This window comes from Nonomuraea ceibae (assembly GCF_019396325.1).
GTDB classification, from domain to species: Bacteria; Actinomycetota; Actinomycetes; order Streptosporangiales; family Streptosporangiaceae; genus Nonomuraea; species Nonomuraea ceibae.
Window position 1 is genome coordinate 110,246 of the sequence record NZ_JAHKRO010000009.1, and the last position, 14,060, is coordinate 124,305.

7 protein-coding genes are annotated in these 14,060 nt (G+C 72.5%); 6 read left to right on the top strand and 1 reads right to left on the bottom strand.

Annotation, left to right across the window (positions count from 1 at the left end; all coding sequences use genetic code 11):
* Positions 1-74 precede the first annotated feature (74 nt).
* The 6 genes from polA (at position 75) to coaE (ending at position 8,413) form a co-directional block, all read left to right on the top strand.
* A complete protein-coding gene (gene polA, locus KME80_RS09130) occupies positions 75-2,765 on the top strand; it encodes a DNA polymerase I (RefSeq protein WP_219502514.1) in 2,691 nt (896 codons plus the stop codon).
* 504 nt (positions 2,766-3,269) lie between these two features.
* Entirely contained in the window at positions 3,270-4,358 is a 1,089-nt protein-coding gene (locus KME80_RS09135; RefSeq protein WP_219502517.1) for a polysaccharide deacetylase family protein, read from the top strand.
* Between the two features lie 201 nt (positions 4,359-4,559).
* On the top strand, positions 4,560-6,041 hold the full coding sequence (gene rpsA / locus KME80_RS09140) for a 30S ribosomal protein S1 (protein WP_219502519.1): 1,482 nt from the start codon (positions 4,560-4,562) through the stop codon (positions 6,039-6,041).
* 152 nt (positions 6,042-6,193) lie between these two features.
* Positions 6,194-7,342, top strand: a complete 1,149-nt coding sequence (locus KME80_RS09145) for an epoxide hydrolase family protein (protein WP_219502522.1) — start codon at positions 6,194-6,196, stop codon at positions 7,340-7,342.
* 9 nt (positions 7,343-7,351) lie between these two features.
* Positions 7,352-7,801, top strand: a complete 450-nt coding sequence (locus KME80_RS09150; RefSeq protein WP_219502525.1) for a GNAT family N-acetyltransferase — start codon at positions 7,352-7,354, stop codon at positions 7,799-7,801.
* A 9-nt stretch (positions 7,802-7,810) separates the two neighbouring features.
* Positions 7,811-8,413, top strand: a complete 603-nt coding sequence (gene coaE, locus KME80_RS09155; RefSeq protein ID WP_219502528.1) for a dephospho-CoA kinase — start codon at positions 7,811-7,813, stop codon at positions 8,411-8,413.
* Positions 8,414-8,440: 27 nt separating this feature from the next.
* Here the strand turns inward: coaE and KME80_RS09160 are convergent, their stop codons facing one another.
* Positions 8,441-14,014, bottom strand: coding sequence for a WD40 domain-containing protein (locus tag KME80_RS09160; RefSeq protein ID WP_219502532.1), 5,574 nt, complete (start codon positions 14,012-14,014; stop codon positions 8,441-8,443).
* Positions 14,015-14,060 lie beyond the last annotated feature (46 nt).

Sequence of the window (14,060 nt, forward strand, 5' to 3'; positions counted from 1 at the left end):
GATCTGCGTCAAGGGGACGCCTCCAGTCTTTCGAGCTCGGGTTTTCTGTCGCAGTTGGAGACTAGGCTGCCTGTGTGCCGAAGAGTGAAGTGACCCCCAGCCGACCCTGCCTGCTGCTGCTTGACGGGCATTCCCTGGCTTATCGCGCGTTCTACGCGCTGAAAGACGCCAACCTGATGACCACCGACGGTCAGCACACCGAGGCGGTCTACGGGTTCACCTCGATGCTGACCAACATCCTGCGTGACGAGCAGCCCACGCACGTGGCGGTGGCCTTCGACCGATCGGAGCCGACGTTCCGGCACGAGGAATACTCCGATTACAAGGCCAACCGCAGCGAGACGCCCGAAGACTTCCGCGGCCAGATGCAGCTCATCTACGAGCTGCTCGACACGCTGCGCATCCCGCGCCTGTCCAAGGCCGGCTTCGAGGCCGACGACCTGATCGCCACGCTGGCCACCCGCGCCGGCGCCGAGGGCATGAGCGTGCTCATCGTCACCGGCGACCGCGACGCGCTGCAGCTCGTCAACGACGACGTCACCGTGCTCATGACCCGCCGCGGCATCAGCGACATGACGCGCTTCACGCCGGAGGCCGTCCAGGAGAAGTACGGCCTCACCCCGGTGCAGTATCCCGACTTCGCGGCGCTGCGCGGCGACCCGTCCGACAACCTGCTCAGCATCCCCGGCGTCGGCGAGAAGACCGCGGCCAAGTGGGTGCGCGAGTTCGGCTCGCTGACCGAGCTCGTCGACCGGGTCGACGAGGTCAAGGGCAAGGTCGGCGACAAGCTGCGCGAGCACGTCGCCCAGGTGCTGATGAACCGGCGGCTCACCGAGCTGCTGCGCGACGTCCCCCTGGAGGCCGAGCTGTCCGACCTCAAGCAGGGCGCCTGGGAGCGCGAAGAGGTCAACAAGCTGTTCGACACCCTGCAGATCCGCGGCGAGCTGCGCGAGCGCGTCTTCAAGACCCTCGGCACCGGCGAGCAGGAGCCCGACCAGGGCTTCGAGGTCGAGACCGTGATCCTCGGCCCCGACCGGGTGGCCGGCTGGCTGTCGGCGCTGCCCGAGGGCCGCGCCGGCGTGGCGTTCAAGGGCGTCTACGGCAGCGGCACCGGCCGCGTCGACGCCATCGCCATCGCCTCCCCCGACGGCACCGCCGCGCACATCGACCCGGTCAAGCTGACCGAGGCCGACGAGGCCGCGCTGCGCGCCTACCTGGCCGACCCCGGCAGGCCCAAGGCCGTCCACGACGCCAAGGGCCCGATCCTGGCGCTGTGGGCGCAGGGCATGGAGCTGCGCGGCCTGTCGTGCGACACCGCGCTGGCGGCCTACCTGGCGATGCCGGGGCAGCGCACGTTCGCGCTCGAGGACCTCGCCCGCCGCTACCTCAACCGCGACCTGCGCGCCGAGGAGGAGTCCGACGGCCAGGCCGCCCTGTTCGGCGACGACGAGGACGCCCCCGCCAAGGACCTGGCCCTGCGCGCCCACGCGGTGCGCGAGCTGGCCGACGCCCTGGAGGGCTTCCTCGCCGGGCGCGGCGGCACCCAGCTCCTCAGCGACGTCGAGCTGCCGCTGCTGACCGTGCTGGCCGAGATGGAGCGCGCCGGCATCGCCGTCGACAGCGAATACTTCGCCGGCCTGGAGGCCGAGTTCGGCGCCGCCGTCAAGCACGCGGTCGAGGAGGCCCACCGCTCCGTCGGCGAGCAGTTCAACCTCGGCTCGCCCAAGCAGCTGCAGGAGGTGCTGTTCGTCAAGCTCGGCCTGCCCAAGACCAAGAAGATCAAGACCGGCTACAGCACCGACGCCGACCAGCTCGCCTGGCTCGTCACCCAGACCGAGCACGAGCTGCCGACGATCATGCTGCGCCACCGCGACCAGACCAAGCTGCGCACCACGGTCGAGGGCCTGATCAAGGAGATCGGCGACGACGGCCGCATCCACACCACCTTCAACCAGATCATCGCCGCCACCGGCCGCCTGTCGTCGGAGAAGCCCAACCTGCAGAACATCCCCATCCGCACCGCCGAAGGCCGCCGCATCCGGCAGGGCTTCGTCGTGGGCGAGGGCTACGAGACGCTGCTCACCGCCGACTACAGCCAGATCGAGCTGCGCATCATGGCCCACCTGTCGGGCGACGAGTCGCTGATCGCCGCGTTCGAGTCGGGCCACGACTTCCACCAGGCCACCGCCGCCCGCGTCTTCGACCTGCCGCCCGAGCAGATCGACGGCGAGCTGCGGGCCCGCATCAAGGCGATGAACTACGGCCTCGCCTACGGATTGTCCGACTTCGGGCTGGCGGGCCAGCTCAACATCCCGGTCGCCGAGGCGCGGGCCCTGAAGGAGGAATACTTCGAGGAGTTCGGCGGCGTGCGTGACTTCCTGCACGACATCGTCCGCCAGGCGCGCACCAACGGCTACACCGAGACCATGATGGGCCGCCGCCGCTACCTGCCCGACCTCACCAGCGACAACCGCCAGCGCCGCGAGATGGCCGAGCGGATGGCGCTCAACGCCCCCATCCAGGGGTCGGCGGCCGACATCATCAAGGTCGCCATGCTGCACGTCCGCCAGGCGCTGGCCGAGGAGGGGCTGGGCTCGCGCATGCTCCTCCAGGTGCACGACGAGCTCGTCTTCGAGGTGGCCCCGGGCGAGCTGGAGATGCTGCGGCAGCTCGTGAGCGACCAGATGAACGCCGCCTACCAGCTCCGGGTCCCCCTGGAGGTCTCCGTCGGCATCGGCCGCACCTGGGAAGACGCCGGCCACTAACCCGCACCCAGCGGGAGGGCCCGCCCGGCGCGGGCCCTCCGCCCGGGGCGCGCCTTCCGCCCGGTGCAGGCCCCGTCCGGGGCAGGACCCGTCCTGGGTGGGCGGCCGCCTGCGGGGCCCGGCCCCGGCACGGCGTGGGCGCTCTGGGTGGCCGCCTGGCGCGGCCCCCGGGTGGCGCGCGCCCCTTCCAGGCCCTCTCCCCGGCTGATCTGGCCCTCGGCCGGCGTGCGGCCTCCAGGCGGGGCAGGCTCCTCCTGTCGTGCCGCCTCCCCGTACGGCGGGCCCCTCGGGGGCGGTCGGGGCCTCGGCGCGGTGGGGGCCCCTCTGGGGCGCGCTTGCGGGGGTGGTTGCCTTCGCGTGAGGGCGTCGGGGCAGGTGGTGCCGGGGTCCTGGGTGGGTTGCGGTAGGGGTGGGTTTCGTCCTGGTTCGGCGGGGCATGGCACTTTTTTCGTGATCCTTTGGATTACGCTGAGGGAAGCTTTCCCCGAGTGGCACAGGAGTTTTGTGCAGTCCCTTACGCGGATCATCGGCGTGACGAACGTCCTGGTCGTGGTCACGGCGATCGTCGGGCTCTGGCTGGTGCCCGGCGACCGGCCGGTGGCGGCCCCGCCCGCGCGGGCTCAGGAACGGTCCATGGCGGCGCCGACGGGCCCGGCGGTCGGCGAGGTGGCCGAGCCGCCGGGCGTCGTGGCGACCCCCGAGTTCGCCAAGCAGGTCAAGGCCAACGAGCTGGGCAAGGTCCCGGTGCTGATGTACCACCGGCTGGTCGGCAAGCGGCGCTCGTCGATCGACCGCACGCCGGCCCAGTTCAGGCAGGAGCTGGAGAAGCTCGCCAGGAAGGGGTACGTGCCGATCAGCGCGGCGGAGTTCGCGGCGGGCGACATCCGGGTGCCGGCCGGGAAGTTCCCGGTCGTGCTCACGTTCGACGACGGCCATCCCAGCCATTTCGCGCTGGACGCCGCCGGGAAGCCCGCCCGGGACACGGCGGTGGGCATCCTGCTGGACGTGGCCGCGCGCCATCCGGGTTTCCGGCCGGTGGCCACGTTCTGGGTCAACCAGACGCCGTTCGGGCTGCGGAGCGAGCGGGAGCAGGAGGCGGCGGTGCGCTGGCTGACGGGCAACGGGTTCGAGGTGGCCAACCACACCTGGTCCCATCCGGACCTGCGCTCGCTCGGCACGAAGAAGGTGCGCAAGCAGATCGCCAGGCTCGACCGGATGCTGGGCCGGCTGGGCGTGGACAAGGTGACGACGCTGGCGCTGCCGTACGGGTCGATGCCGCGTTCGAAGAAGGCGGCCCGGCAGGGGGCGTGGGAGGGCACGCGTTACGACTACGACGGGGTGTTCCTGGCCGGGGCCGAGCCGTCCGTTTCGCCGTACGCGAAAAAATTCGACAGGGGTGCGATCCAGCGGATCCAGAGCAACGGCAAGAAGGGCGAATGCCGCAAGTGGTGCTCGCAGTACTGGCTGGAATGGCTGGACAAGCACCCGGGCGAGCGTTATGTGTCCGACGGCGACCCGGAGCGCGTCTCCATCCCTCGTCGGCTTCGGGGTAATATCGAGGCAAAGCACAGGCCTCGGGTCAACGCTTACTAGCCGCGGTGGATGTGCCGGTTGGATTGACCCCGTGGCGATGGTCTCATATGCTGATCGCTGCGCTGTGGGCTCGCGCGCGCCTCAGACGGAGCGGGCTCGCGCTCGGTCACGTCGATGTCGTAACTCCTCGGCTTGATGCGGAAGAGGGCCTGCCGCGCATCGCCACATCGACATCTGTCCGCGTTCGGAGCAATTCCACACATGACGTCCAGCACTGAGGCCACCTCGAGCACCCCGCAGGTAGCGGTCAACGACATCGGGTCCGAGGAAGCCTTCCTCGCCGCGATCGACGAGACCATCAAGTACTTCAACGACGGCGACATCGTCGAGGGCACCGTCGTCAAGGTCGATCGAGACGAGGTTCTTCTCGACATCGGCTACAAGACCGAGGGTGTCATCCCCTCGCGCGAGCTTTCGATCAAGCACGATGTCGACCCTGCTGACGTCGTGGAGGTCGGCGAGCACGTCGAGGCCCTGGTTCTCCAGAAGGAGGACAAGGAGGGCCGCCTGATCCTGTCCAAGAAGCGTGCTCAGTACGAGCGCGCCTGGGGCACGATCGAGAAGATCAAGGACGAGGACGGCATCGTCACCGGCACCGTCATCGAGGTCGTCAAGGGTGGTCTCATCCTCGACATCGGCCTCCGTGGCTTCCTCCCGGCGTCCCTGGTCGAGATGCGCCGTGTCCGCGACCTGCAGCCGTACGTCGGCCGCGAGCTCGAAGCCAAGATCATCGAGCTCGACAAGAACCGCAACAACGTGGTTCTGTCGCGCCGCGCCTGGCTTGAGCAGACGCAGTCGGAAGTTCGCCAGACCTTCCTCAACACCCTCCAGAAGGGCCAGGTCCGCAAGGGCGTCGTGTCCTCGATCGTCAACTTCGGTGCCTTCGTGGACCTGGGTGGCGTCGACGGTCTGGTCCACGTGTCGGAGCTGTCCTGGAAGCACATCGACCACCCCTCCGAGGTTGTCGAGGTCGGCCAGGAGGTCACGGTCGAGGTCCTCGACGTCGACATGGAGCGCGAGCGCGTCTCCCTGTCGCTCAAGGCCACCCAGGAAGACCCGTGGCAGCAGTTCGCCCGCACCCACCAGATCGGCCAGGTCGTGCCGGGCCGCGTCACCAAGCTGGTGCCGTTCGGCGCGTTCGTCCGGGTCGAGGAGGGCATCGAGGGCCTGGTCCACATCTCCGAGCTGGCCGAGCGCCACGTGGAGATCCCGGAGCAGGTCGTCCAGGTCGGCGACGAGATCTTCGTGAAGATCATCGACATCGACCTCGACCGTCGCCGGATCAGCCTGTCCCTCAAGCAGGCCAACGAGGGCGTGGGCACCGAGGTCGAGTTCGACCCGACGCTCTACGGCATGGCGGCGACCTACGACGACCAGGGCAACTACATCTACCCCGAGGGCTTCGACCCGGAGACCGGGGAGTGGCTCGAGGGCTTCGACAAGCAGCGTGAGGAGTGGGAGCGGCAGTACGCCGAGGCCCAGCAGCGCTACGAGGCCCACCGCAAGCAGATCGAAGAGGCCCGCAAGGCCGAGGCCGAGGCCGGCGAAGCCGCTCCTTCGTCCTACAGCGGTGAGTCGCAGCCCCAGTCGAGCAGCTCCTCGTCCGCTCCGGCGGCCGGCGCTCTCGCCTCCGACGAGGCTCTCGCGGCTCTGCGCGAGAAGCTCGCGGGCGGCCAGAGCTGAGCTAGCTGATCGCTGAACGAAGGCCCCGTACGGATCTCCGTACGGGGCCTTTCGTCATTCCCGGAACCGGACCGCCCGCGCCGGAAAACGGGCCTCCCGAAATGCCCCTATGCGGAAGCATCCTTTCCGCATGGGGCGACATCGTGGGCCCCATGAACGACATCACGCCCTTCCGCGTTGACATCCCCCAAGCCGACCTTGACGACCTGCGTGACCGCCTGCGCCGCACCCGCTGGGCGCGGCAGCTTCCCGGTGGCGGATGGCGGCGCGGTGTCCCGGTGGACTACCTGCGGGAGCTGGCCGCGTACTGGGCCGACGGGTTCGACTGGCGGGCGCAGGAAGCCAGGCTGAACGCGTTCCCGCAGTTCACCACCGAGATCGACGGGCAGCGGGTGCACTTCCTGCACGTGCGCTCGCCCGAGCCCGGCGCGCTGCCGCTGATCCTCACGCACAGCTGGCCCAGCTCGGTCGCCGAGTTCCTGGAGCTGGCCGGGCCGCTCGCCGACCCGCGCGCGCACGGCCTCGACCCGGCGGTGGCCTTCCACGTGGTGGCGCCCTCGCTGCCCGGCTTCGGCTTCTCGCCGTTCCCCGAGCCCGCCGACGAGCGGCCCTGGTCCGTCGCCCGGGTGGCCCGCGTCTGGGCCGAGCTCATGGCCCGGCTCGGCTACGAGCGCTACGGCGCGCACGGCAACGACGCCGGCGCCCTGGTCACGCCGCAGCTCGCCGCGCTCGACAGCGAGCACGTGGCCGGCGCGCACATCACCGCCGGCCTCGGCATCCCCACCGGCGACCCGGCCGAGCTCGCCGGCGCGACCGAGGAGGAACGCGCCGAGCTGGAGGCGGCGACCGCCTGGATGGGCCAGGGCAGCGGCTACGGCCCCTACCTGGCGGCCCGCCCGCAGACGCTCGCGCACGGCTTCGCCGACTCGCCCGTGGCCCAGCTCGCCTACCTGGTCGAGCGGTACAAGGAGTTCGACGGCTGGCCGGAGGAGACCCCCGCCGAGCCGATCCCGCGCGACCTGCTGCTCACCAACGCCTCCCTCTACTGGCTGACCGGCACCGGCGGCTCGTCGTCGTGGACCTACTACGAGGGCGCCGCAGGCCTGCCCGTCGACCAGACGGCCGTGCCCACCGGCGTGTCGCACGGCGGCCCGGCCGCCTTCGCGCGGATCGCCGGGCGCAAGAACACGCTCACCCACTGGGGCGGACGCCACAGCCCCAGCCACATGGTCGCCATGGCCGTCCCCGGCGACGTGGTGGCCGACCTCCGCGCCTTCTTCGGGAGCCTGCCGCTGAAGTAGGGTGCTCGGATGGACATCCAGCGGGCGGCGGGCGCGGACGCGGGCGAGATCCTCACCCTCCAGCGGGCCGCGTACGTGAGCGAGGCCCAGCTCTACGGCGACCCGTACATCCCGCCGCTGGTGGAGTCCGTCGAGCAGGTCCGCAAGGCCATCGAGGCGGGGGTCGTGCTCAAGGCCGTCGAGTCCGGCCGCGTCGTCGGGTCGGTGCGCGGCACCCTGGCCGGGGCCACGTGCCTGGTCGGGCGGCTCGTGGTCGCCCCCGACCGGCAGGGCAGGGGCCTGGGCACCGCGCTGCTGGCCGCGCTGCACGAGCGGGTGCCGGAGGCCGAGGCGTTCGACCTGTTCACCGGCCACCTGTCGGAGTCCAACCTGAGGCTCTACCGCCGCCTGGGCTACCGCGAGACGCACCGCGAGCGGATGGACGACCACCTGACGCTGGTCCACCTGCGGCGCGGGTAGGCTGCGGGCGTGCTGAAGATCGGACTCACCGGCGGCATCGGGTCGGGCAAGAGCGAGGTGGCCAGGCGGCTGGCCGCCAGGGGCGCCGTGGTCATCGACGCCGACCGGATCGCCCGCGAGGTCGTCGAGCCGGGCACGCCCGGCCTGGCCCGGGTGGTGGCGGAGTTCGGCGACGGCGTGCTGCGGGCCGACGGCTCGCTCGACCGGGAGAAGCTCGGCGGCATCGTCTTCGCCGACCCCGACCGGCTCGCCGCGCTCAACGCCATCGTCCACCCGCTGGTGGGGGAGCGGGTCGCCCGGCTGCAGGGCGAGGCCGACGACGACGCCATCGTCGTCTACGACGTGCCGCTCCTGGCGGAGAACAAGCTCGCCCCCATGTACGACGTCGTCATCGTGGTCGACGCGGCCGACGACGTCCGGGTCGCCCGGCTGGCCGAGCACCGCGGCATGGCCGAGCACGACGCCAGGGCCCGCATCGCCGCCCAGGCCACCCGTGACGAGCGCCTGGCCGTGGCCGACGTGGTGATCCCCAACGAGGCGGGCCTGGACGAGCTGGAGGCGCGCGTCGCCGAGGTGTGGGACGACCTCGTCAGGCGCGCCGCCCGCGCCTGACCGGCCCGCGCTGCCACGGCGCCGCCGTCAGAAGGGCGCGTCGAGCGGCACCTGGCGGACTCCGGGCAGGTGCGCGTCCAGCTCGCCGAGCTCGAAGCGCGCCATGCCGAGCACGTGCCAGAACTGCCCGGCCGTGTCCCCGTGCACCTTGTAGCGTCCGTCCGGAGCCAGCGCCGCCCACCCCTCGGGCAGCCCCAGCAGCGTCGTACGGCGCTCAGCGCCCTCCCAGAGGATGACCACGCCGTCGTCGCCCGCACTGGCCAGCAGGTCGGAGACAGGGCTGTAGGCGACCGACCAGACGCGCCTGGAGTGTCCCGGCAGCGTGTGCAGCAGTCGCCCGGTGGCGGCGTCCCACACGCGCACGGCGCGGTCGTCGCCGCCGGTCGCCAGCCGCTCGCCCGAGGCGTCGAAGCTGACGCTCCACAGCCGTCCCGCGCTCGCCCGCATCGTGTGGCGCAGCGCCGGCTGCCACGGCTGGCCCGGACGCAGCTCCCACAGCATGGCCAGCCCGTCGTTGCCGCCGCTCGCCAGCCGGCGGCCGGAGGGCGAGAACGCCACCGAGTAGACGCGGTCGGTGTGCCCTTCGAGGGTCGCCACCCGGCCGCCCGACTCCACGTGCCACAGCCGGACCAGCCGGTCGTCGCAGCCCGTGGCCACGTAGCGGCCGTCGGGGCTGAAGGCGATCGAGCGGACCCGGCCGCGGTGGTCGCCGAGGTTGGTGACCATGCGGCCGGTCGAGCGCCACCAGATCCGCACGCTGTCGTCGTCGTTGGCCGTGGCCAGCATGTTGCCGTCGGGGCTGAACGCCTCGGCCCACACGTGGTCGGTCTCGACGTTGAGCTCGCGCTCGTAGTCGCCGGTGGTGGCGTTCCAGAAGTGCACGCCGCCGTCGTTGCTGGAGGCGGCCAGGACCGGCCCGGCCGGTGAGAACAGCGCCGACACCAGCCGGTCGGCGCGGCCGGGCACCTCCCGCAGCAGCCGCCCGGCGCGCGGCTCCCACACGCGCACGACGCCGTCGTTGCCGCTGGTGGCAAGCATCGAGCCGTCGGCGCTGAAGCGCACCGAGGTGATCCGCCTGCCGTGGCCGCGCAGCACCCGCTGGCACAGCCCCGACACCGGGTCCCACAGCCGTACGGTGCCGTCGTTGCTGCTGGTGGCGAGCTGCTCGCCGTCGGGCCGCCAGGCGAACGGCCACACCGAGCTGCGGTGCCCGGTCAGCTCCACCCGGTGCGGCGAGCCGACCGGCTGCAGCCGCACCACGCCGCCCGCGTCGCCGGTGGCCAGCGTGTGGCCGTCGGGCGAGAACGCCACCTGGTAGACGGCGGCGGCGTGGGTGGTGTGCAGGCCGCGGAACTCTCCCTCCGGGTCCCACAGCCGCACGTCGCCGGAGGTGTCGCCGGTGGCCAGCAGCGACCCGTCGGGGGAGAACGTCACGCAGTAGAGGCTGCCGCGGTGGCCGGTGAGCGCCGCCCGCGACGTCCACGTACGCGTCTCCCACACCCGCAGCGTGCCCGCCTCGTCGCCGGTGGCCAGCAGCGTGCCGTCGGGGCTGTGCACGGCCCGGAACACCGAGCCGCGGTGGCCGTCGAGGGTGCCGGTCAGCTCGCCGCCGGCCAGGCTCCACACCCGCACCACGCCCGCCGAGTCGCCGGTCACCAGCGTCGAGCCGCCGAACGAGGCCGTGTAGACGGGCGCCTGGTGCCCGGCCAGCTCGTGCACCAGGTCGCCGGTGGCGGTCTCCCAGACCCGCACCACGCCGTCGCCGCCGCCCGCCGCGACCAGCTCGCCCGACGGGCTCAGCCTCAGCGGCCACACGCCGTCGGCGTGCCCGGTGAGCTGCCGCAGCGGCTCGCCGGTGGCCGAGTCCCACAGCCGTACGGTGCCGTCGCTCGCGCCGGTGGCCAGCAGCTCGCCGGCGAACGCGACCGCGTAGACGCGGCCGCCGTGGCCGTGCAGCGTGCGCACCGGCAGCCCGCCCGCGCACAGCAGCACGTCGCCGTCCTCGTTGCCGATGGCGATCGTGGAGCCGTCGGGGCTGTAGGCGATCGGCTCGGGCAGCCGGCTGGTCTGGAAGTGATAGCCGTACGGGACGCCGATCGCGGCCGGGGCGAGCTGGATCTCCACCGGCTGGCCGGGGGCCACGGCCGCGCCCGGCAGGTGGGGCAGCGTGCCCGTCACGTTGATGAGCGCGGCCCGGTGCCAGCGGGCGCCCTCGACCGAGGCGTCGCTCAGGTCGGAGCGGGCCAGCCGGGCCCCCGACAGGTCGGCGCCGCGCAGGTCGGCCCCCGCCAGCACGGCCCCGTCGAGCCGGGCCCCGGTCAGCTTCGCGTCACGCAGGACGGCCCTGGTCAGGTTGGTGCCCGCGAGCGTGGCCCCGCTCAGGTCGGCGCCCGTCAGGTCGACCTCCTGAAGGTCGCGCGCCGACAGGTCCTCGCCCTTGAGGTTGGCGCCGCGCAGGTCGGCCTTGGCCGGGGTGCGCAGCCTGGCCGCGATCTTGACGGCGTTCGCGCGGGCCACGTCGTCGGCGGGCGGGTCGGCCACCCAGGCGCGCAGTGTGGGCACGTCGGCCAGGTCGCACAGGAACTCGATGCTCAGCGCCGACAGCGGCCCGCGCGACAGCGCGGCGGGGGAGTCGAGGGTGGCCGCGACGTGCCGGGCGATCAGCCACTCCATCACCGAGGTGTGGATGAACCCGAACATGCCCTCCTCGGTGCGCACCAGCAGGCTGCCCGACCCCACGGCGTGCGCGGTGTGGGCGACCGTGAGCTGGCCGCTGGCCAGGTCGGCCAGCGTCTCGGCGATCTCCGTCAGCTCGTCCAGGCCCAGCAGCGACTCGCCGGAGTCCCACAGCCGCAGCGCCAGCGCCGTCACCGCCCGCAGCAGCTCGTCCCTGGTCAGCGAGGCGGGCGAGCCGGGCACCTTGGCCCGGCGCTCCTCGAAGGCCAGCCACGACTGCAGGATCTCCTCGTACAGCAGCGCCGGGCTGATCGTGTGGCGGGCGCCGGCCACCATGCGCAGCCGGTCGGTGTCGAGGTCGGCGATGAAGCTCAGCATCCGCGGGTTCTGCGCCAGCGCCAGCAGGTCCTTGATGCCCTCCATGAGCGACATGCGGGCGCCGGCCTCGTCGCCGTCGTCGAACCGGTTGGCCAGGTAGGAGCGGATCTGGTCGTGGGTGAAGTCCTCGACGCCGAGCACCCGCCGCTGCGGCAGCACGCCCACCATCTCGCCCAGCGACGTCAGCACCTGGCTGTGCGACTTGAAGTGCTGGGTGCGGCTGGCGACCACGATCTTGGCCTTGTCCTCGGCGGCGGCCAGCAGCGTCGCCAGGTGGTCGGCGGCCCTGTCGTAGGTGAGCCGGGTGACCAGCTCGTCGAACCCGTCGAACAGCAGCACGATCCGGCCCTGGCGCAGCAGGTAGCGGAACGCCTTGAGGTCGATGAACTCCTCGCCGTGGTTGGCCAGGTGGGCGGCCACCAGCCCGTCGACGGAGTGGGCCTTGTCCAGGGCACGCAGCTCGATGAAGATCGGCGTCAGGTGCGGCAGCTCGACCGGGATGCGCCGGGCCAGCTCGCGCAGCGCGAACGTCTTGCCGTGGCCGAAGTCGCCGAGCAGCAGCAGGAAGCGGCCGTGGTCGGCCGACAGCAGCCGCATCAGCTCGTCGGTCAGGCCGTCCTTGACGTGCTGGCCGGGCCGGTCGAGCTCGCGGTAGCGCTGCGGCACGTACAGCTCGGGCGGGTAGCGGTGGTCGGCGGCGAGCCTGGCGGTCTGCTCGCCGACGTAGCCCGACAGGTCGAGCAGCCCCTGGAACTCGGTGAAGCTGCGCAGCCGCACGCCGCGCCGCATGAGGTCCTCGCGCAGCGCGCGGGCCGGGGGCGGCCCCTGGTAGACGAGCTCGGCGGCCAGCTCCGCCGCGTGCGCGCGCCGGACGAAGTCGGCCGCGTCGGCGGGCGTGAGCTCGCCCACGTGCGCGCCGATCATGAGCTGGCGGACGAACCCGTCCTCCGGGTGGGTGACCACCAGGTGGCCGGGCAGGCGGCGGATGCGGGCCCGCTCGTGGCGGGCCTCGCACACCTCGGTGATGCGGTCGAGCAGCAGGTCGACGGGGCTCGGCTCGCGCTCGCCCGAGCTCGCGGCCTGCGCGGGAGGCGGCGTGCCGGGGGCCTCGCCGGTGAAGGTGGCGCGGGCGGCCCGCCAGGTGCGCCGGGAACGTTCCGGCGCGCCGCCGTCGGGCAGCCACACGCGCGTCGCGGCGGGGGTGAGCTCGACGACGTGGTGGCGGCCGGCGCGCGGCGCGGCGATCGCCGCCTCACCCGCCTGGCCGGGGCCGTGGAACAGCAGGTTGAGCCGGTGGGCCAGCAGCCGGTCGAAGGCGGGCGCGTCGTGCAGCGCGGCCGGCGGATGGCCCATCACGCCCAGCCGCAGCCACGCCCGCTCCTCGTAGGGCCGCAGCCGCTCGGCGAACCAGGCGGCCTGCGCCTCGCCGATCAGCGGGTAGGCGTCGCGCTCCAGGTGGCTCATCGCCATCGTGGAGTTGAGCCCGGCCACGACCACCTGGAGGTCGGGCACCTCGAACAGCGTCCACGGCTGGCCGCCGTCGAACACCCGGTCGTCCAGCCCCTGGTAGACCTCGCCGAACAGGCCCGCGAAGTGCCGCCACTTGGGCCAGTAGGGGGGCTGCGGGGTGACGTCGTCGGCCTCGCACGTCAGGAAGTAGGCGCTCGCGGCGGCCTTGGTGACGTCGCGCGGGCCCGGCACGATCACCAGCCGGTGCGGCTCCAGCCCGATGAGCAGCCGTAAGTCGGTGACGAACTGGGTCGCCTGGCCGAACTGGCCGAGGCTGCCCGACTCGGTCAGGTCGCCGCTGACCACCATCAGGTCGGGCCGCGGCATGCCCCGGTCGTACATGGCGGTCAGGTCGGCCCAGATCCGCGCCTGGAGGTCCTCGGGCGTGAACGGCTCGCCCGGCTCGGGCAGCGCCCGGCCGAAGCGCGGTCCGGCGATGTGCAGCACGGCGAGCGACTCGCGCCGCTCCCGGGGCCCGGTGGCGGGCGGGAACTTCGGCGCGGAGACCGGCGTGCGCCGGGCGCGGGCCGGGTCGGCGGGCGGCGGCAGCGTCGGCACCGCGGCGGGCGGCGCCCCGGCGGTCGGGAACGCGGGCGCGGCCTGCGGCTTGGCCCGGCCGGCCAGCGCCTCGCCGACCCGGCCCAGCAGCGCGGCCCTGGCCTGCCCCGGGTCGGTGACGCCCAGCAGGTCGACCCAGGTGATCGTGGACAGCAGCCCTTCGAGCTGCACGTCCTCCAGCCGGATCGTGACGAGCTTGTTGGAGGGGTTGTCCGGGTCGGCGCGCAGCGCGGCCTGCCACTCCAGGCGGCCGTAGCGCGAGCTCAGGTAGTTGCGCGACAGCACCGCCACGACGAGCTGCGCCTCGCTGACGCCGCGGTCCATGAAGTCGATGAAGTTGGTGCCGGGCACGAAGTCCCACGCCTGGATCATCGTGCGATATCCGGCCGCCTCGAGCTCCCAGGCGATCCAGGTCGCCCAGGCCGTGTCGGCGGGGGAATAGCTGACGAAGATCTGGGTCGGCCTGCCGTCACGTGCCATCTCCCCAGTATCGCCCGGAGGATCGGAGTTTCCCAGCACGTGTGCG